Annotated in this window: 20 protein-coding genes; 12 read left to right on the top strand and 8 right to left on the bottom strand. The window is 54.1% G+C overall.

From position 1 onward, the window contains the following. Window positions 1-86 precede the first annotated feature (86 nt). The 3 genes from H7U06_RS14560 to H7U06_RS14550 form a co-directional block, all read right to left on the bottom strand. The gene (locus H7U06_RS14560) at window positions 87-1,841 is read right to left on the bottom strand and encodes a chloride channel protein (RefSeq protein WP_175626809.1); all 1,755 of its coding nucleotides are present in this window, start codon (window positions 1,839-1,841) and stop codon (window positions 87-89) included. A gap of 2 nt (window positions 1,842-1,843) precedes the next feature. Continuing rightward, window positions 1,844-2,278: a MarR family winged helix-turn-helix transcriptional regulator gene (locus tag H7U06_RS14555; RefSeq protein WP_175626808.1), complete on the bottom strand. Its 435-nt coding sequence runs from the start codon at window positions 2,276-2,278 to the stop codon at window positions 1,844-1,846. Window positions 2,279-2,446: 168 nt separating this feature from the next. After that, the gene (locus tag H7U06_RS14550) at window positions 2,447-3,022 is read right to left on the bottom strand and encodes a restriction endonuclease (protein WP_175626807.1); all 576 of its coding nucleotides are present in this window, start codon (window positions 3,020-3,022) and stop codon (window positions 2,447-2,449) included. Between the two features lie 150 nt (window positions 3,023-3,172). Between H7U06_RS14550 and H7U06_RS14545 the strand changes: the two genes are divergently transcribed. Both H7U06_RS14545 and H7U06_RS14540 read left to right on the top strand, forming a co-directional pair. Then, a complete protein-coding gene (locus tag H7U06_RS14545) occupies window positions 3,173-3,970 on the top strand; it encodes an AadA family aminoglycoside 3''-O-nucleotidyltransferase (RefSeq protein WP_175626806.1) in 798 nt (265 codons plus the stop codon). Window positions 3,971-4,053: 83 nt separating this feature from the next. Beyond that, complete coding sequence (locus H7U06_RS14540) at window positions 4,054-5,109, top strand: adenosine deaminase (RefSeq protein ID WP_175626805.1); 1,056 nt, start codon at window positions 4,054-4,056, stop codon at window positions 5,107-5,109. Window positions 5,110-5,157: 48 nt separating this feature from the next. Here H7U06_RS14540 and H7U06_RS14535 read toward each other — a convergent pair whose 3' ends face one another. Then, complete coding sequence (locus H7U06_RS14535; RefSeq protein WP_175626804.1) at window positions 5,158-6,078, bottom strand: LysR family transcriptional regulator; 921 nt, start codon at window positions 6,076-6,078, stop codon at window positions 5,158-5,160. Window positions 6,079-6,197: 119 nt separating this feature from the next. Between H7U06_RS14535 and H7U06_RS14530 the strand changes: the two genes are divergently transcribed. After that, window positions 6,198-7,304: a YeiH family protein gene (locus H7U06_RS14530; RefSeq protein WP_175626803.1), complete on the top strand. Its 1,107-nt coding sequence runs from the start codon at window positions 6,198-6,200 to the stop codon at window positions 7,302-7,304. A gap of 25 nt (window positions 7,305-7,329) precedes the next feature. On the opposite strand, the gene H7U06_RS14525 is transcribed toward H7U06_RS14530, so the two are convergent. After that, window positions 7,330-8,217 (bottom strand): hypothetical protein, encoded by an 888-nt coding sequence (locus H7U06_RS14525; RefSeq protein ID WP_175626802.1) that lies wholly within the window; start codon window positions 8,215-8,217, stop codon window positions 7,330-7,332. Between the two features lie 163 nt (window positions 8,218-8,380). Here H7U06_RS14525 and H7U06_RS14520 point away from each other — a divergent pair, with 163 nt between their 5' ends. From H7U06_RS14520 to H7U06_RS14510, 3 genes are all read left to right on the top strand, one after another. Next, the gene (locus tag H7U06_RS14520) at window positions 8,381-8,815 is read left to right on the top strand and encodes a GNAT family N-acetyltransferase (protein ID WP_175626801.1); all 435 of its coding nucleotides are present in this window, start codon (window positions 8,381-8,383) and stop codon (window positions 8,813-8,815) included. 130 nt (window positions 8,816-8,945) lie between these two features. Continuing rightward, complete coding sequence (locus H7U06_RS14515; protein WP_175626800.1) at window positions 8,946-10,304, top strand: diguanylate cyclase domain-containing protein; 1,359 nt, start codon at window positions 8,946-8,948, stop codon at window positions 10,302-10,304. Between the two features lie 28 nt (window positions 10,305-10,332). Next, window positions 10,333-10,884, top strand: a complete 552-nt coding sequence (locus H7U06_RS14510) for a D-alanyl-D-alanine carboxypeptidase family protein (protein WP_175626799.1) — start codon at window positions 10,333-10,335, stop codon at window positions 10,882-10,884. A 21-nt stretch (window positions 10,885-10,905) separates the two neighbouring features. Here H7U06_RS14510 and H7U06_RS14505 read toward each other — a convergent pair whose 3' ends face one another. Beyond that, on the bottom strand, window positions 10,906-11,787 hold the full coding sequence (locus H7U06_RS14505; RefSeq protein WP_175626798.1) for a LysR substrate-binding domain-containing protein: 882 nt from the start codon (window positions 11,785-11,787) through the stop codon (window positions 10,906-10,908). 171 nt (window positions 11,788-11,958) lie between these two features. On the opposite strand from H7U06_RS14505, the gene H7U06_RS14500 reads away from it, so the two are divergent. After that, window positions 11,959-12,858 (top strand): NAD-dependent epimerase/dehydratase family protein, encoded by a 900-nt coding sequence (locus H7U06_RS14500; protein WP_175626797.1) that lies wholly within the window; start codon window positions 11,959-11,961, stop codon window positions 12,856-12,858. 24 nt (window positions 12,859-12,882) lie between these two features. Here H7U06_RS14500 and H7U06_RS14495 read toward each other — a convergent pair whose 3' ends face one another. Further along, the gene (locus tag H7U06_RS14495; RefSeq protein ID WP_175626879.1) at window positions 12,883-13,785 is read right to left on the bottom strand and encodes a LysR family transcriptional regulator; all 903 of its coding nucleotides are present in this window, start codon (window positions 13,783-13,785) and stop codon (window positions 12,883-12,885) included. Window positions 13,786-13,910: 125 nt separating this feature from the next. Between H7U06_RS14495 and H7U06_RS14490 the strand changes: the two genes are divergently transcribed. From H7U06_RS14490 to H7U06_RS14470, 5 genes are all read left to right on the top strand, one after another. Beyond that, window positions 13,911-14,915, top strand: coding sequence for a zinc-binding alcohol dehydrogenase family protein (locus tag H7U06_RS14490; RefSeq protein ID WP_175626796.1), 1,005 nt, complete (start codon window positions 13,911-13,913; stop codon window positions 14,913-14,915). Window positions 14,916-15,442: 527 nt separating this feature from the next. Continuing rightward, window positions 15,443-16,081 carry a hypothetical protein gene (locus H7U06_RS16345; RefSeq protein ID WP_175626795.1) on the top strand — a complete coding sequence of 213 codons (639 nt, stop codon included), beginning with the start codon at window positions 15,443-15,445 and terminating at the stop codon, window positions 16,079-16,081. Window positions 16,082-16,176: 95 nt separating this feature from the next. Then, a complete protein-coding gene (locus tag H7U06_RS14480) occupies window positions 16,177-16,905 on the top strand; it encodes a histidine kinase (RefSeq protein WP_175626794.1) in 729 nt (242 codons plus the stop codon). A 69-nt stretch (window positions 16,906-16,974) separates the two neighbouring features. Beyond that, complete coding sequence (locus H7U06_RS14475) at window positions 16,975-17,232, top strand: transposase (RefSeq protein ID WP_124573971.1); 258 nt, start codon at window positions 16,975-16,977, stop codon at window positions 17,230-17,232. A gap of 212 nt (window positions 17,233-17,444) precedes the next feature. After that, window positions 17,445-18,566: a GlxA family transcriptional regulator gene (locus H7U06_RS14470; protein ID WP_175626792.1), complete on the top strand. Its 1,122-nt coding sequence runs from the start codon at window positions 17,445-17,447 to the stop codon at window positions 18,564-18,566. Between the two features lie 33 nt (window positions 18,567-18,599). Here H7U06_RS14470 and H7U06_RS14465 read toward each other — a convergent pair whose 3' ends face one another. Next, window positions 18,600-19,295, bottom strand: coding sequence for a DUF4197 domain-containing protein (locus H7U06_RS14465; RefSeq protein WP_175626791.1), 696 nt, complete (start codon window positions 19,293-19,295; stop codon window positions 18,600-18,602). Window positions 19,296-19,335 lie beyond the last annotated feature (40 nt).

Genomic DNA, 19,335 nt, shown 5'->3' with positions numbered 1-19,335 from the left:
CACAAACCGCATCGCTCAATAATAAACGGCAAGCAGCTTTACACTGCTTGCCGTTTTTCTTTGCCGGCGAATTTTTCCTACGAATGTCAGGATGAACGGAACAGACGCTCGCGTACGTGTTCTTCATGGAATACCGTATGTGCAGGTTTGAGCAAATCGCTGCGACTGATAATGCCGAGCAAGCGTCGCGACTCCTTATCCGCCACCACCGGCAGACGCTCCACATGCTGGATCGCCATGCGCCGCCCCACTACCTGGCAAGTCTCGGTCGGCAAGGCCAGCGACAAATGCGCGGCATCCAGTATGTTCACCAATTGCTGATCGCCACCATGCAAGGCGATGTGATGCAATAAATTATCGCGCTCCAGCATGCCCAGCAAAGTACCGTGCGTATCGACGACCGGGAAGCTACGATGCTTCTGCTCACTGCCAAAGTACTGCTGTGCAGCTTCGTGCAAAGTCAGATGCGCGTCTATGCTCATAGGCTCCTTCGTCATCACTTCACTGACAAAAGCCCGCTCCTGCGGGTCGACGCTGTACTCGCGATAAATATGCAAACCGCGACGCGCGATTTTCTCCGTCATGATGGAGCGCTTCATCAGCAACACCGTGAAGCCATACGACACGCCGGTAGCCAGCAACAAAGGCAGCAAGGCATTGAAATCCCCGGTCAGCCCCAGCGCAAAGATAGCAGCTGTCAACGGCGCCCCCAACACGCCAGCCAGCACCGCCGCCATACATACCAAAGGCCACAAAGTCGGATCGCTGCCGGGGAATAGATGCGCAATCACTGCGCCCAATCCGGCACCCAGCATCAGCAAAGGAGCCAGCACGCCGCCGGACGTACCCGAACCCAGTGCCACCACCCAGATCACCGCCTTGACCAGCAACAATGACAAGGCCATAGACAGCGCGATGTGATTATTCAGCAGGTCTGAAATCACGTCATAGCCTACACCTAGCGCACGCGGCTGGAAGTAACCGCCAATGCCAACTACCAATCCACCGATCGCAGGCCACCACATCCAGTGCACCGGCAGCTTGCCGAACCAGTCTTCAACGCGATACAAGGCCAGCGACATACTGGCCGACAGCATGCCGCTCAACAAACCAGCCACGATGCAAATCGCAAATGCCGCCATGCCGACCGGTGCCGTATGCAATGGGAACAAAGGCCCCGAATCCAGCAACAAGGGACGACAGAAAGCCGCCACCGCACAAGCCAGTATCACCGGCAACAAACTACGCGGCCGCCATTCAAACAGCAACAACTCCACTGCCAGCAACACTGCCGCTACCGGCGTGCCAAATACGGCCGTCATCCCAGCTGTGGCACCAGCCACCAGTAAAGTCTTGCGCTCGGCGGCACTAATGGAAAAGTTTTGCGCAATCAGCGAACCGATCGCACCACCCGTCATGATGATAGGACCTTCCGCGCCGAACGGGCCACCACTGCCGATCACGATGCCGGAAGTCAAAGGCTTAAGCACTGCCACCTTGGGCGACATCTGGCTCTTGCGAAACAGGATCGCTTCTATCGCTTCCGGGATGCCGTGACCGCGCACCTTGTCCGAGCCATAGCGCGCGATCAGCCCTGCGATCAGGCCACCGATGACCGGCAAGGCAATCACCCACGCTCCCAGCGTATGGTTAGCCGGAGACCGGTCTGCAAATGACAAGGTCTGGAAGAAAAAAAGATTAGTGAAGAAATGTATCGCATTGAGCAACACATAGGCAGCGACGGTACTGATCACACCGATCACTACGGCGATCGCACACAACAAGAGTATGCGTTTATCCAGCGAAAAATCGCGCTGATGGCTACTGTTAGTCTTGTGCATGCTCATGCCCCGCCTTCGCTATCGTTGAATGCTGAAATGCGCGCCACCTTGAATACATTCGACAGCGAGCGCAGTTCATTCCTGTGCAGCTCGGCCAGATGGCGCAGATTCTTTTCTCCGAGTGCGGTCAGGCGCACACAGACCTGGCGCTTATCGTGTACACCGGGACTACGCGTCACCAGCCCGGCTTTTTCGCAACGCGACACCAGCGCCACTGCGCCATGATGTTGCATCTGTAAACGTTCGGCCAACTGCCCTACCGTCGCCCAATCCTGCCCGGGGAAACCCTTGATGTGCAGCAACACCAGATAGTGCAAAGGCGTCAGCCCGGCGCTCTGGGCAGCGTCTTCACTGAACCGGAGGAAGCGACGTAATTGATAACGGAATTCGGACAAGGCCTCGAAGTCGGCTTGTTCCAGTGGTGCGGAGCTGCTCATAAGAAGATATGTGCCAGGCGGCATCTGGCATCAAAAGACAGAAGTCGCAAATAATATCACAATATGATGTATTTGCTTGGACTGGCCAAAAATGCAAAAACCCGGCACATGGCCGGGTTTCTTAGCAGACAAAGCATGGGGAATGCCTCGCCGATCAAGCGCGCAAGCTTACTTTACGGGCTCAGTCTTCATCTTGCGCAGTAACTTGGCCAGGCCTTCGCCATGTACCAGGCGCATCTTGTTTTCGACTGCGAATTGCATCGCGTTCTGCGTGAAGCCGCCGGAAGTAATATAAAAGGCATCGTGTGCAGCCTTGTCTTCCCGCGCCTTTTGCAAATCACGCAAGACTTCAATACCTGTGCTGGCTGCTTTCCAGCGCTTGCAGCTGACCAGTGCCGTACGCCCTTCACTGGTGATGGAGAAATCTGCATCCGGCAAATTGATGCGCGTGACTTCAAAACCGTCACGCTTCAAGGCGTTTTCAATCTCCACCGAAAAATCGCGCCACGACATGGCACGGACAGCTTGCAGGATCTCGGCAGCACGCGTCGCGCTGGGCTTACCCCATTGCCGACGCAAGGCGATCACGCTGATCACTATGAATGGGAAGCCGGTGAAGATGCCGTAGATGACGTAAGGACGGGGTACGACGGCTGCTGCGATAAGAGCAATAAATAAGGCGATCCCTGCACTAATCCACCACGGCGAGCGCAGCAGCATGGCAAAGATCGAATTTTGATTCATCTTGAATTTCACTAGTCACCTCTAAGCTAAAACCTGTTTTTTGAAACTATTCTTTGGCACGCATCATAACGCAGTTCGCTACTTCGCCACAAAATTGAATGAACACTCCATCATTCAAGCATGCGCGTTTTTAATTTAAGATTAGCCGCTATGAATAATTCACCTCCGCAAGAAATCGCCGCCCAGCTAGCCCAGGTACGCACCATGCTGGAACGCCATCTCGGCGCCAATTTGCAGGCGATACATTTGTTTGGTTCCGCTGTCGATGGCGGGCTGAAACCACGCAGCGATATTGATTTGCTGGTTAGCGTCGGCCTTCCATTGAGCGAAGATGCGCGCCGCCTGCTGATGCTGGATCTGTTGCATGTCTCAGCCTGGCCTGGCAGTGATCCGTCATTGCGCGCACTCGAAGTGACGCTGCTGGCACGCGACCAGGTGGTACCGTGGCGCTATCCGCCGCGTCGCGAGTTGCAATTTGGTGAATGGCTGCGCACAGACCTGCAAGCTGGCATCTTCGAACCCGCGATACCCGACCCTGACCTGGCAATCCTGCTGACCAAGGCACGACGCCACAGCATCTGCCTGCACGGCATCCCCGCAGACGAATACTTCGATCCGGTACCCGAGACGGATTTTGCGCAGGCGCTGGCCGACACCGTTGCGCAATGGAATGAGGAAGAAGACTGGTTAGGCGACGAACAAACCGTCGTACTCGCGCTCTGCCGCATCTGGTACAGCCTGGTTGCGGGCGGCATCGTTCCCAAGGATGTCGCGTTGGCCTGGGTGTTGCAACGCGTACCGGATGAGCACAAAGACCTCTTGCAAACTGCGCAGGCAGCCTACCTCGGCACGGCTGCAGACGAACTCCCCGGACGCATGCCGGAAGTAAGCGCATTCATACACTATGTGAAGGAGGAAATAGCAAACATACGCAAACCGCAATCATGATATAGCTGCAGCATTAGCCGAATGCCATCTGACATCAGGTAAGATCAGGCATCAGATCACTCATCCCGGAAGCTTACGTCGCCATGAACACACCAGCCACCGTTCCTCTCACCGATGCCATGCGCTCCTTCATCGAAGGCTTGCCCAAGACCGAATTGCATTTGCATATAGAAGGCACACTGGAACCTGAATTGCTGTTTGCGCTGGCCCAGCGTAACAAGATCGCGCTGCCCTACGATAGCGTCGAAAGCCTGCGCGCAGCTTATGCTTTCACCGACCTGCAATCATTCCTCGACCTCTACTATGCCGGCGCCAACGTCTTGCGCACCGAACAGGATTTCTACGACATGACCGCCGCCTATATTGCGCAGGCGCGTGCCGATCAGGTCAGGCATGCAGAGATTTTCTTCGATCCGCAAACACATACCGAACGCGGTATCGCCATAGAAGTCGTATTTGCCGGGATTGCACGCGCGCTACGTCAGGCGCGCGATGAGCACGGTTTTACCAGCGTGATGATTATGTCTTTCCTGCGCCATCTGTCGGAACAGGATGCCTTCGTCACCCTGGAGCAGGCGCTGCCGCTGCGCAAGGAATACGCCGATTTATGGACCGGCATCGGTCTTGATTCGTCGGAGCGCGGCAATCCACCTGAAAAATTCCAGCGCGTCTTCGCCCGTTGCCGCGAGCTCGGTTTCCGCGTCGTTGCCCATGCCGGAGAAGAAGGCCCTGCTGCCTATGTCAGCGATGCGCTCGACCTGCTGCAGGTAGAACGTGTCGATCATGGTGTACGCAGTGAAGAAGATCCGGCATTGATAGAACGCCTGATCGCACTGCGCATGCCGCTGACCGTATGCCCGCTCTCGAATCTGAAACTATGCGTGGTGGATGACATGGTGCAGCACAATCTGGCGCGCCTGCTGCGTGCTGGTGTCGCCGTCACTGTGAATTCGGATGATCCGGCTTATTTCGGCGGCTATATGAATGCCAATTACCTGGCAGTAGCGTCGGCGCTGGCACTAAGCCGTGAGGAAATTGTACAACTGGCACGCAATGGCATCGCCGCCAGTTTCATCAGCGTCACTGAAAAGAAAAAACTGGAGATGGAGCTGGAGCAATACGCTGCTGCACACGCATAGTTACATCACGTCACCACGTATGCCTGCAAGCCATCGGATGTCTACCCGTCAGCCTGGATCAGCAGGTGGCGCGCAGTGCGCAATGAAGCGCTCAAGGTTGGCCGAGAAACGTTTCCGGCGGTGATGGATCAGGTAGAAACGGCGCGTGAGGCGCGGCAGTGTCGTATCCAGGATGACCAGCCGTCCCAGGGTGACCAGATCCTGCACCGCACACGCTGACAGGCAAGCCAGACCCATGCCTTCCGCCGCTGCTTGCTTGATGGCTTCGGTACTGCCGGGCTGCATTTCACTGTCGAAGTGATACAGATGGGGCAATAAGGCATGTTCGACCGCCTCGCGCGTGCCCGAGCCGGATTCGCGCAACAACCAGCGCGCCTTGCTCAAGGCCTTGATATTCACACGCCGGTTAGTAGCATTCTGTCGCAAAGGATGATCAGGAGCACAAACAATCACCAGCTCATCTTCCAGCCACGGATAAACCTTCAGGTCTGCTTCATGGCACGGCCCTTCGATCAAAGCTATATCGACTTCCAGTCGCGTGACCGCAAGTGCCGCTTCACGCGTATTCCCTATCTGTACATCTATGCCTGCCTGCGGCCAGGTTCGTTGGTAACTGGCCACCAGTCCGGGCAACAGGTAATTCCCTATCGTCGTACTCGCACCCACACGCAAGCGGGTCGTGAGTATGCCAGAGCCTGCGGACGAGGAACCGATGCCGAACTGTTCTTCTATCTCCTGCGCCGACTCAAGCACGGCACGCGCTTGCGGCAACAAGGCGCGACCACTGTCATTGAGCAAGAGACGCTTGCCTATGCGATCGAATAATTGCGCACCGAGCAGGCTTTCGAGTTCATTCAATGCACCGCTGGTCGCCGACTGCGAGAGCGCCACGCGCAGGCCGGCGGCCGTAGTGCTGCCGGTGTCAGCCACCGCAGTAAATATCTGGAGTTGTCGTAACGTGAGTCGCATAGCTTGCATCCATCTACCTGTTTAACAGTTAGGTTATAGATAAACAAGCCGTTTCTCAAATAATTTTTCAGCCCCTACACTGACTCCATATTCTTAGCACCTGCTGTAACGGAGAGCCTATGTCCAGCATACCCACATCACCATCTACCGCCCCAAGTAGCGTCAAACTGGAGCGCGCCACATCCTCAGGTGGGCAATGGCAGCAATTACTGCCTGGCCTGGCGCTGACCGGCGTCATTGCCGTGCTTGCAATTGCGCTGGGAAATATTGAAGTCCTGCAGGCAAACGGCATTAGCGCACTGACGCTGGCAATTGTGCTCGGCATCCTGGTCGGCAATACCGTGTACCCGCGCATAGCGCCAGCTAGCGCGGCTGGCGTGCAGTTTTCCAAGGCCAAGCTACTGCGCCTGGGCATCATCCTGTATGGCCTGCGTCTTACCTTCCAGGACATCGCCAACGTCGGCTGGTCGGGCGTGGTGATCGATGCGATGGTGTTGAGCAGTACCTTTGGACTGGCCTATGTACTGGGCACCCGGGTATTCGGACTGGAACGCCAAACAGCCTTGCTGATCGGTGCTGGCAGTTCGATCTGCGGTGCTGCCGCTGTGATGGCGACGGAGCCGGTGGTGCGTGGTCGTGCCGAGCAAGTGACGGTGGCAGTTGCGACGGTAGTCGTGTTCGGCACGCTGGCCATCTTCCTCTACCCGGCCTTGTATCACCTCAATGCCGACTATCAGCTGATCACCATGACGCCATCCAGTTACGGCGTATTCGCCGGCTCGACCATCCATGAAGTGGCACAAGTCGTCGCCGCCGGACGCGCCGTCAGTGAGGCAGCGGCCAATACTGCGGTGATTGCGAAGATGGTGCGCGTCATGATGCTGGCTCCCTTCCTGCTCATACTTACGTTGTGGCTGGCGCGTCGCTCATCCACGCTCGTTGCAGGCCAGCGCATGCGCATCACGATACCGTGGTTTGCACTCTGCTTCGTCGCTGTCGCCGGCTTGAATTCCCTCGCCGTATTGCCACCAGTGATCGTGCATCAGTTGACTACCCTCGATACCGTGCTGCTCGCGATGGCGATGGCTGGCCTCGGACTCGGCACTCATGTTTCCGTGATCCGCAAGGCAGGTATCAAACCGCTAATGCTGGGTGCAATACTACTTATCTGGCTGATATGTGCCGGAATTTCGATAAATATCTTTGTCGCGTCAATACTGACTTGATCAGGCCAAGTGAAAATATTACGTACTACTGCACCTTACTAAAAACGGAATCTCCCTGTACAGATACATATGAAAGCAATTTAGGTGGCGTAGCTTGCTTCACTTCGCTCTCTAATTCTGGATACTGGTCAATCAACGTAAATATCCTCCATGCGTCTCTTATATGCGGCCTTTGATCACCCCACAGAAACGCCCGAACGTCTTTGCGCATTGCTACGCCGTCTAAACCTGCTTCATTTAGTTTTGACACCATATTCTCAAGTCGATCTTGTCGCCCGCGCCCTCTTGCTTGATTCTCAAGATATCCATCAATACCGTCTAAAAAAAGACGTCCGGCTGTACTTGTATAAATTCTTATTTTGCGCTTCTCGGCTTCTCGTCGCAAAGCTTTCACTGCCGCACCGAAATTTCTCGTTACAAAGATGGAATGATAAAACGGACGATAAATTTCAATGCTGTCTTCGGCGCTCAAGACAACCTCTGGAGCGATAATTCCAAGAAAAGGCGTCGGCTTAGTAATATCCAATGACATAATCGACCAGGCGGCCCGGCAAGCAGCCAAATGCAAAGACAGTCGGCCGCGCAAAGCGATATTGACCGGTCGCAACAGTGCAAAAAACTCGCTCCAGCCAATCATTTTCGCATTAACTTCAATACCATTATTGTCGGAGTGTGCATCAATATGAAAAACCACATGGCCTTCTTCATGTTTGGTACTCTCTAAAATAACTTGAATCAAAAATTGATTTAAAGTCAGTCGATTTTCTATGTAGACTTCTTTTAATTCGACATTAGTTTGCGCCATAACTCTCAGGCCTTCGAGATCCTCAACATGTCGTCTGACAATACCGCGATCATCGTGTGGCAAAAAATTAAGGAAATACACTGCTGCTAATTTAGAGTTATTTCTCAATGCGTCGCCTTTTTCGGTCAGCTAGTTCAATTAAAAATAATACTTATATGCCATAACTAGATCGATAAGAGAAGATTTCAAACGATTTCAACTGCTGGGATTGCCCCGTTACCTTCTACATCACACAACTATCCAATTTCATCGCAATAACTAAACTCTGACTATGTTTTCCCTACGCCCGATGACCATCGATGACTACGACGCGGTCATGACCCTGATGCAGCAAACACCCGGCATCAGCCTGCGCGATGCCGACTCACGGGAAAACATCGCGCGCTATCTGGCACGCAATCCCGGCCACAGCTTGGTCGCACTATCCGGTGACAATATCGTCGGCTGCATCATGAGCGGCCATGACGGACGGCGCGGCTATTTGCAGCACTTGCTGGTGCATCCCGGACATCGCAGACTGGGCATAGCCAACGCGCTGGTCGAGCGCTGCCTGGCCGCGCTGCAAGAGATCGGTATCCATAAATCGCATATCGATGTACTCAAGGGGAATGAAATCGGTGCTGCTTACTGGCGCAGCCAGGGCTGGCAATTGCGTACCGATATAGACCGCTATTCGTTTATCAGCTCAGACAACCAAAATATCTGATCGCGGCCAGCATCGTCTGTCGCCATACATTTAAATGATGTGATGAATTCATACAGGCATGCAGCTAGTACGCCATTTTTTCCAATATCCGGGCATACTGACAGCATTACCTTGAATTAGCTTTCCTCAGATGGAAACGAAGCCTTACACACTGCCAGCCAGTTTCATCGACCTTTTGATAGATGCAGTCTTTGCGGTCGATGTCGACGGTCGTGTCCTCTTTGCCAGCGCTGCCTGCGAACGAATTTTTGGTTACACACCACAAGAAATGCTAGGTCGGGTCATGTTTGACATGATGGTGCCGCAAGACAGGGAACGCACCCGACAGTCGGTGCAGCAAGTGATGGCCGGTCAGCCGCAATTGAATTTCGAAAATCGCTACATCCGCAAAGATGGTCAAATTGCCTACATTATGTGGTCGACACGCTGGTCACCACCGGACCAGGTCAGGATAGGCATTGCACGCGATGTGACACAACGCAAACGTGCCGAGTCCAAGCAAGCCGTGCTGTACGCGATTTCCGAGGCGACCTCGACCGCTGAAGACCTGCCCACCCTGTTCCGGAACATCCACCAGATCATAGGCACGCTGCTGGCAGTCGATAACTTTACCGTCGCGCTCTACGACCAGGAAAGCAATAAACTCAGCTTTCCTTATCACATCGACACGATGTCCGAGACCTGCATTCCGGTCAGCGCACTGTGCGAAGAAGTCATCCTGAACGGCCAGCCCTTGTTGCTGACATCCGAAAACATGCAGGATTACCTGACCGAACAGCAAATCCCGTCCCATAACGTACCGCTGTGCTGGCTCGGCGTCCCGCTCAAGTCACAGAAAGGCACCATAGGCGTGCTGGCCTGCAAGAGCTATCCGGGCGGAGCCCGTTATAACGAACAGGATCAGGAATTACTGCAATTTGTCTCAACCCAGATCGCCACCGCTATCGAACGTCAGCAAATGCAGGCCAGGCTGCAATACATGGCGCAGTACGATCAGCTCACCGCGCTGCCCAACCGTGCGCTACTGTACGACCGACTGAATGTCGCCTTGCTGAAAGCACGGCGTGAACGCGGCCATTTATCAATGCTGTTCCTGGATCTGGACAAGTTCAAGCAAGTCAACGATACCCTCGGCCATCAGGTCGGTGACCGCTTGCTGCAGGAAGTCGCACGACGCCTGAAACAGTGCCTGCGCGAATCAGATACGGTGGCGCGCGTGGGCGGCGATGAATTCGTTATCCTGCTGCAGCCTATCCCGTTGCCGGAACATGCGGCGCTGGTAAAGGAAAAAATTCGCGACGCCTTGCGTCCGCCCATCAGCATAGACAAACACAGCCTCAGCATCGTCCCCAGCATAGGCATCGCGCACTATCCGGATCACGGCGATAACGAAGAGCAACTATTGAAATACGCAGACCAGGCCATGTATGCGGAAAAACATGGTCGTCCGCCGCAAACCTTGACGGCTGAACTCGGTCTCACTCCTTAAGCCCTCACTTGCACACACCCGTACACGCATGAAACACGAATTCACATCTGCCAGCTATCAGGAACGCATCCATCAGGAGTTGGACAAGCTAGGTATTTCGCTGGAACTGATTGCCGAGAAAAAACTGCCCTTCTACGCGGAAGCGGAAGAACTGACGGTGGCGGAAGTCGATGCCAACGGCCGTGAATTCCAGATGACCCCAGCCACGGCAACGGCCTGGCATGCGATGAAACAGGCGGCGGCAGATGATGGCGTGGTGCTGGAAGTCGTGTCCGCGTTTCGCTCGATAGAACGGCAGATAGAAATCATCCAGTACAAACTGGAACGCTATATGCCGATGGAAAAGATCCTGACCCTGAGCGCGCCACCCGGCTACAGCGAGCATCACACCGGTCGCGCAATCGATATCAACACCCCAGGCTGCATGGCGACAGAAGAAGAATTCCATGACACGGAAGCCTATCGCTGGCTCTGTACCCACGCCGGTCGCTTCGGCTTTACGCTCTCATATCCGCGCGATAACCAGTTGGGATTCATCTACGAACCCTGGCACTGGTGCTACCAGCCAGATCAGGCCTGAGCCCCATTCACCACTTCGCGTTCACATCTTCTGTTGCAGGAATTCGAGGAAACAACTGATACGGCGTGACAGCTGTGTATTGCGGTAATACACAGCATGGATGGGCCGCTGATAACCGGTGTAATACTTACCGAGTACGGGCACCAGCATCCCGGCCGCTATATCCTTCTGCGTCATGAATTCCGACAGGCAGGCGATGCCCTGACCGGCCAAGGCCAGTGCGCGCAAGGTTTCGCCACTGGATGCAAGAATGGCTGGTGTAATTGCCAGCCACTCTCCACCGTCGTGCCGCAAAGGCCAGCTATTCCCCGTCTCGTACTGCAGAAAGCCCAGCGTCTGATGCTGCGCCAGATCGGCAGGTTTTTTCGGCACGCCATGTTTTTTCAGATAGTCCGGACTGGCCAGGATTGCCATTGGACCGGAACGCAGCGGGCGCGCATGCAAGGGTGAATCCGTCAATTCACCGACCCGTATCGCGATATCGGTTCTATGCTCCAGCAAATCGGCAATCTGGTCATTGCTGGTCAGTTCCAGTGTGATGTCCGGATACAGCGCGCGAAACTCCGCCACATGCGGCACGATCACATGCAGGATGAAAGGAGAAGCGGCATCGATGCGCAAGCGACCGCTCGGACGCTGCCGCCGCACGCGTATCGCCTCCTCGGCTTCATCCATCGCCGCCAGGATGCTACGCGCCTGGTTCAGCAAGAGCCGCCCTTCGTCGGTCAGCTCCATGCGGCGCGTGGTGCGGGTCAGCAGAGTCGTTGCCAGTTTTTCTTCCAGCCGCGACAAGGTGCGGCTCACGGCCGATGTGGTCAGACCCAGGTGCCGCGCAGCGGCGCCTAAGGTGCCACTATCTATCACCGCAACAAAGGTCTTTAAATCGTCTGAATTGATTTCCATAGTCGACACCTATTATTGACTCAAACGCAAATATTATTTGATAGTACAGCTATTTTTCTCAACAATAAATACCGGCATAGTGTGACCATCAGTTCCCGGCAATAGCCTGGAAACCCGGACACCTGGCGCTATACGCAAGCCGTGCAGCGCTACCTACACAAGGACAAGATTATGAAAGTATTTATTACCGGTGCAGCAGGTTATATCGGCGGTTCGGTCGCAGCGCGTTTGTTGCAGGAAGGCTATGCCGTACGCGGCCTGGTGCGCACCGCAGAACAGGCAGAAAAAGTAAAACAACTGGGCATAGAACCGGTCATCGGCACGCTCGACGACGCCGCCATCCTGGCGCGTGAAGCCCAGCAGGCAGATGCCGTCATCAATGCCGCCAGCTCGGATCACCGACCATCAGTCGAAGCCATGCTGGACGCGCTGGCTGGCTCCGGCAAGGCCTTCATCCACACCAGCGGCTCCAGCGTGGTCGGCGACGATGCACGGGGTGTATGGAAATCGGACAAGGTCTATGCGGAAGACACACCCGTCGCGGTCGTACCGGAAAAAGCCGCACGTGCTTCCCTCGATCAATTGATACGCGACGCAGCCAAACGCGATGTACGTTCCGTCATCCTGTGCAACACCATGATCTACGGTACCGGCCTCGGTGCCAGCCCTGACAGCGTGCAAATCCCACCGCTGGTCGCACAAGCGAAAAAAAGTGGCATCGCACGTTACGTCGGCAACGGTGTCAACGTCTGGTCCAACGTGCATATCAAGGATGTGGTCGAGCTGTATCTGCTCGCCCTGAAAAAAGCGCCCGCCGGTTCCTTCTACTTTGTGGAAAATGGTGAAGCATCGTATGCCGAGATCGTTACCGCTATCGCACAACGCCTGCAACTGGGTGAGCCGCAATCATGGCCAGTAGAAGAAGCCATCAAGGAATGGGGCTTCGGTCACGCCGTCTACTCCTTTGGTTCCAACAGCCGTGTTACCGCCGCACTGGCACGCCAGGAACTGGGCTGGAAACCAACGCATACTTCGGTCTTAGCCTGGATCAAGAACGACATGAAAATCTGAGCTGACTGACTTCAGCTCTTCCGCTCAATTTTCCTTCAGTTGCTCCAGGTGCTGACGCAGGAAATCGCGCAAGCTGACTACCGCTGGTGACAGCATCAATCGATGCGCGCACACGAGGTTCAACGGCGCGAGTTCACCCTGATAGTTGCTTAACGCAGCTATCAGGCGTCCCTTCTTCAAATCGTTGCTGACATCAAGCCGCGACTTATAAGCCAGGCCATTCCCTGCCAGCGCCCAGCGCCGCACCAAGTCGCCGTCATCGCTGATGCGATCACCGTCCACCACGATGGTTTCCATTTTCTTGTTGCGCCAGAAATCCCAGCGCTCATGGATCGCATCGCCCAACACAAAGCGCAGGCAATTATGCAATTGCAGGTCGCTCAGCTTCTTCGGCGCAGCATGCCGTTTGAAATAAGCCGGTGACGCACACAGCACGCGCCGGTTATCCGGCGCCAGCGGCAAAGCCACCATGCCGGAATCTTCCGGCTCGCCATACCGTATCGCCACATCTATCGTCTGGCGATACAGGTCAGCCAGCCGGTCGCTGATTCGTATACGCAAACGTATGGCCGGATGCTGCGCCTGGAACTCATCCAGCCACGGCAACATCACATTGCGCCCGAGATCAGACGGAATAGACAAACTCAAATCACCACCTATCGTTTGCGCATCACGCGCCACGCTGGCCGCACCTTCGTCGACTGCCAGCAATACCGCACGCGCGTGTACCAGATAACGTTCACCATCCGTCGTCAGCCGTAAACTACGCGTAGAGCGGACGAACAGGCGCGCCCCCAAGGCCGCTTCCAGACGCTTGAGCGCAGCACTGGCAGCAGCCGGAGCGATATCCAGTTCGCGTGCAGCGGCCGACAAGCCGCCGCAATCGGCAGCACGAACGAAAAGCATTAAATCCTCAATACGCGGTATTTTCATTTTATTTTTGAAAGTGATAGTGAATTCAACGTATTTTCAATAAAGAGAATATAGCGGAAACTGCGTGCATGAGCTTGTAAATCACCGCCTAGCCATTCATTTTTAAAAGGAAGCCCAGCATGAAAGCCGTCGCCTATCAACAAGCATTGCCGATCAAGGATCAAAACTCATTGCTCGACGTCACCCTGCCCGCCCCGGTCGCCAGCGGCCATGACCTGCTGGTGGAAGTCCAGGCCATCTCGGTGAATCCGGTCGACGTCAAAGTACGCAGCAGCGCCACACCGCCAGATGGTGAATACAAAGTTATAGGCTGGGATGCCGCCGGCATCGTGCGTGCAGTCGGCGACGCAGTGACCTTGTTCAAACCGGGTGATCGCGTGTTCTATGCCGGATCAATTGCACGTCCGGGCACCAATAGCGAGTTGCACCTGGTCGATGAATTCATTACCGGCCATATGCCCGCCTCACTGGACTTTGCACAAGCCGCCGCCCTGCCCCTGACCGCGATCACGGCATGGGAACTCTTGTTCGAACGGCTTGAAGTCCAGACCGACAGCAAGGAGGCCATCCTCATCATCGGTGCCGCTGGTGGCGTCGGTTCCATCCTGGTGCAACTGGCGCGCCAACTGACCGGCCTGACGGTGATCGGTACCGCTTCACGCCCGCAAACACAGCAATGGGTACGCGAACTCGGCGCGCATCACGTCATCGATCATGCACTCCCCTTAAGTCAGGAATTGAAAAAAATCGGCATCGACAATGTTAAATACGTCGCCAGTCTGAACCAGACTGATCAGCATTTTGCAGAGATAGTCGAAGCGCTTGCACCACAAGGCAAGCTGGCCCTGATCGATGATCCGGTCGCGCTGGATTGCCGCTTGCTGAAACGCAAGAGCATCTCCCTGCATTGGGAATTCATGTTCACACGCGCCCTGTTCGCCACAGCCGACATGCACAAGCAACACGAATTGCTGAATGAAGTCGCGCGCCTGATCGACGCAGGAACCATCAAAACCACGGTCGCGGAAAATTTCGGCACCATTAATGCAGCCAATCTGAAACGCGCGCACTCATTGCTCGAGAGCAATACAGCCAAAGGTAAAATCGTACTCGAAGGTTTTTGAAAAAAATAATTCACGCATGAATTTACAAACGTCGACATAGATAGAACGATCTGTATTGCGCCATTTATTTTGCAATCAAAACGACAAGCACCCGTTTTTAACGGGTGCTTTTTTTTCGTCGTTTATCAAATTCTTCACGCATAAAAAATCATCAGCAAGCACGCAAAAACAAAAATAAAAATTGCGTACTTCTCTCTATGAAAATGCCTAAATTTTAAGCACGAATTTTTACTTCATATAGCAGCCTATACACATCAAAAATACCTACTAATACATCACAAACATCTGTCAACAATCTGTCAAAACCCGCCACGCGTCGGTGTCTGAAGCAGCCAAGGTTTTGTCGCTAAGAAAAAGATTCCGCGACCTAATATCAAGCCAATCCAAACGAAACCAGTAGGCCGCTGGCACAAGTGGATTGATCCGAAGACAGGTGTTAATTCAAATACTTTTCTATCTGTCCTCCGGTGACTTTGAATGAGACATCAAGGTAAACAACACTCTATCCACATTCAGGAGAATCAAAAATGAAACAGCACATCATTGCAGCAGCCATCACCTCATTGTTCGCAGCAGCTGCATTTGCAGGTGGCGGCCATGGTGGTTATGGGGGTCCTTCCATGCCAGCACCTAGCGGCAACATATCAGCAGCCTCAGTCGGCGGCGCTGGTGGTGCCGGTGGCAGCGCAACATCAGGGAACGTTACAGGCGGCTCGACCACAGGCGGCAACGCCAGCGGCGGGAATGCAAACCAAAACAACTCCGGCGGCACGGCAAACACTGGTGGTAACTGGACAGGTACCGGCGGTGTTAAGTCATTCGGTGGCGACACAAATGCCACCGTCAGCAACACCGCTAAAGTCGGAGCAGCAGCACCATCCGGTGGCGGCCACGGCAACCGTGGCGGACAAAGCCACAATAGCGGCAGCGGTGGTGGCAGCGCAAAGGCTGGCGATGCAGCAGCAACGCAGAAATTCAACGGCAATTCCCTTGCAGTCGGCGGACAAACACAATCGTCCACCGGTGACGCAGCCTCCGGCAGCGGCAACGGCAACTACGCCGGCAATGGCAAGTCGGTGACTATCGGCGGCGATACGAAGAGCGGTGCAGCGTTTGGCGGCAATGGTGGCAATGGCGGCAATTCGGCTGCAATCGCTACTCACTAAGCCAGAAGCAACTCAGCTATCGAACAGATAGCCAAGCAGGAAGAGAGGCAACTCTCTTCCTCATTTAAAAGAGTCGTCATTGTGATGGAGCAGCCATGAAAAGCAATCTTATAGGCCTGCTGGTAGCCTCAATGTTTGCCTTGCCAGCATGGGCAGGAAGCCCGCACGGACATGGTGGATCTGGCTCCGGATCAGGCGCCACTGCAGTCCCCACATCCAATTCTTCTTCATCTGCAACCGGCGGTGCAGGCGGTGCGGGTGGCGCGGCAACCGGCGGTAGTGCAACCGGAGGTTCAGCAAGCGGCGGCGCGTCAAATGTGAATGTCTCAGTGAATGCCGGCACCGGCGGTGGCGGAACTGGGGCAGCAGCATTAGGCGAAGTCGGAGCACCCGGCAGCAGCGCCAACAATACTAAAGCGACCGTCGACTACGGCGGCAGCTACACCGTTAAAAATGTACCTGGCGTACTTGCTCCATCGTTGACCACAACCTTGTCGGATACCTGCATGGGTTCTGTGTCCCTCGGTGTATCTGCAGTCGGCTTCGGCTTGACTGGCGGTATCACCATGGTTGATGAAGCTTGCGTACGTCGTCTCGATTCGAGGGAATTCCGTGCGATGGGTATGAATGATGTAGCGCTTGCACTGCTATGCCAAAGCGAAGCCAATCGCAAGGCCATAGAAGCAACCGGTCGTTCCTGCCCTAGCGCGCCGAAACAAGATGCAGCTAACCCTGTGCAGACTTATTCCGTTATGCAAAGCTCGGCTGACCAATATACAGACCCTATCGTACGCAAACGCATGGGCCTGGAACCATTGCCTTGAGCAAGTGTACACAGCTGTAATTTTCTGAGAGAAACAATTCCTGTAATCAACAGAAACAAAGGCCCTGCGATGAAGCGAACGATAACCAGCGATCAGATCGCAGCTGCCTTGAAGCAAGAAGAACTAGGCATTCCATTGGAAGATGTCTTGCGGCAAGCCGGTGTATCCGAGCATACGTTTCTTGATTGGAAGAAACGTTACAGCGCACTGCCCGGCTTTCCGCAAGACTTGAAATGCCTGCAGGAAGAGAATAACAAGCTTAAACAAATCGTCGCAGAACTTGCTCTGGAGAATGCTCGTTTGAAAGACATGCTTGAGAGCAAGTAATGCGAAACAAAGGTTCACAAATCGTAATGTGCTTCACAGCAAAAATAAGTGCACTCTGGATTAAATAAGCATATATTTAAAAGGTGATTTTAATCATGACCTTAGGCAATCATCTCACCTTCATCGACTTCTAAAATTATTATTCACCGGCAATATACTTTTTATTTAGTGAATAGAAGAAATAAGAATATAAGTTAGGCGGGAGATATGACATGGAACAAATGTCTTTCAAGTTACCGGCTCTATCCGAATCTACACGGACCATCAGGCACATAGGAATCATCGTTTTTGAAGGCGTCATACTTGCTGACGTAATTGGTGCAGCAGATGTGTTCGGCGTCGGAGACAGATTAATTTCCTCAGTCTTTGCAGGTCAGTCCGGATATGCAATTTCATTGCTGTCTCTCAACGGCGGCATCATACGATCTTCCACTTGCGTGCAGATCATGACTCTTCCTCTGCCCCCACACGACAACCACAACTTCGACACAATCTTGATAGCCAGCGGCACCGGCAACTTTGATGCTTATCGTGATCCGGGTCTGGTTGGCTGGCTGCAGGATGCGAATGCCAATGTAAGACGCATAGGCGCAGTATGTACCGGCGTCTTCGTGATGGCAGCAGCAGGTTTGCTGGATCAGAAACGTGCGACCACACATTGGGCACTGCAAGATAAATTGATACGAGAATTTCCGCAGATTAAAGTCGAGCGTGATGCCAACACTACTGAAGATGACGGGATATTTACTGCCAGCGATGTCGGCATGGCGACGGATCTCGCACTTACTTTCCTGGAAGATGATTTAGGCAGCAGCGTCGCCAAACGTGTCGCTGAAAGCCTGCAGGTAACGCAGCGTCGACGTGAACAGATTCCAGTCAGACCGACAAAAATCACCGAGCCTGTAAGCTGCACAAAGATACAGCAAGCGTCGCGCTGGTTTGTCGAGCATATGGCAGAAGCGATCAGCATCATCGATGCAGCCAACTATGTTTCGATGAGCGAACGTAATTTCCAGCGGCAGTTCAAACGCGAAACCGGATGGACACCTCATGAATTTCTGCTACACCTGCGTCTCGATGCAGTACGTCAGCAATTGGCGCGGACAGATTTACCAGTCGATAAAATAGCCCGGCGTTGTGGCTTTTTAAATGGCGAGCATGTCTCCAAACTATTCCGCAAGCATTTGCAGATCTCGCCGATCGAATACAGACGCAATGAACGCAATGCGCAGAATCAGGCTATCGAACCTCCGCCTGTCTCTACGAATGCGCAAGCGCCGATACTGGTGTTCGATGCGGTCGCTAAAAATACTTTGGCCGACGGACTCATATGAGCCGCCGGCCATTTTTGAAAGTTAAACGCGCGCTTACTTCAAGGCGCCGAAGACTTTGCCCAGGATGGCACTACCGGCACCAACTGGATCCTGGCGTATCGCTTTCTCTTCTTCGCCGATCATCGTGTACAAGCCATCGAGTGCGCGTTTGGTAACGTAGCCTTCGACGGTGGTTTCATCTTGCGACACCAGACCGCTGGAACCTACCTTGCCCATGATCGCGTTGTACTGCGGTGCCAGCCCATTCTTATCCGTGATCTTTTTAACGACGGGCAGGAATTGCGCACCTAATGGCGTCGCTGTTTTTTGCCGGAAGAAATCAGTGACTGACGTATCGCCCCCGGTCAGGATATTTTTCGCGTCGGATACCGACATCGATTTCACCGCATCCAGCAACAATGGTTTGGCCAATGCGACCGCTGATTCTGCTGCGTGATTCATCGACACCTGCAACTCTTCCACTTTCTTGCCCTGCCCTGTCATCTTCAGGATAGGCATCGCTTTTTCAACCACGCTGGGCAAACCGATTTTTACTTTTTCATTATTCAGGAAGCCGTTTTCCACACCGAGTTTGGAGACGGCGACGGTTGCGCCTTTTTCCAGCGCCGCTTTGACGCCACTCGTGGCGTCCTTGTTGCTCAGGTCTGCCAGTGATGCGGCAAACGCCACGGAAACGACCAGGCTCAATGAAACTGCCAGTGCCGTTTTGGAAAAATGATGGTTGAGCATGCTGTCTCCTCAATATAAGCGATGTGTGGGATGGTGCGAT

It is taken from the genome of Herminiimonas sp. Marseille-P9896 (assembly GCF_903993245.1).
GTDB classification, from domain to species: Bacteria; Pseudomonadota; Gammaproteobacteria; order Burkholderiales; family Burkholderiaceae_D; genus Oxalicibacterium; species Oxalicibacterium contaminans.
The sequence above is the reverse complement of the archived record's forward strand: the minus strand, read 5'-3'. Positions and strand labels throughout refer to the sequence as shown.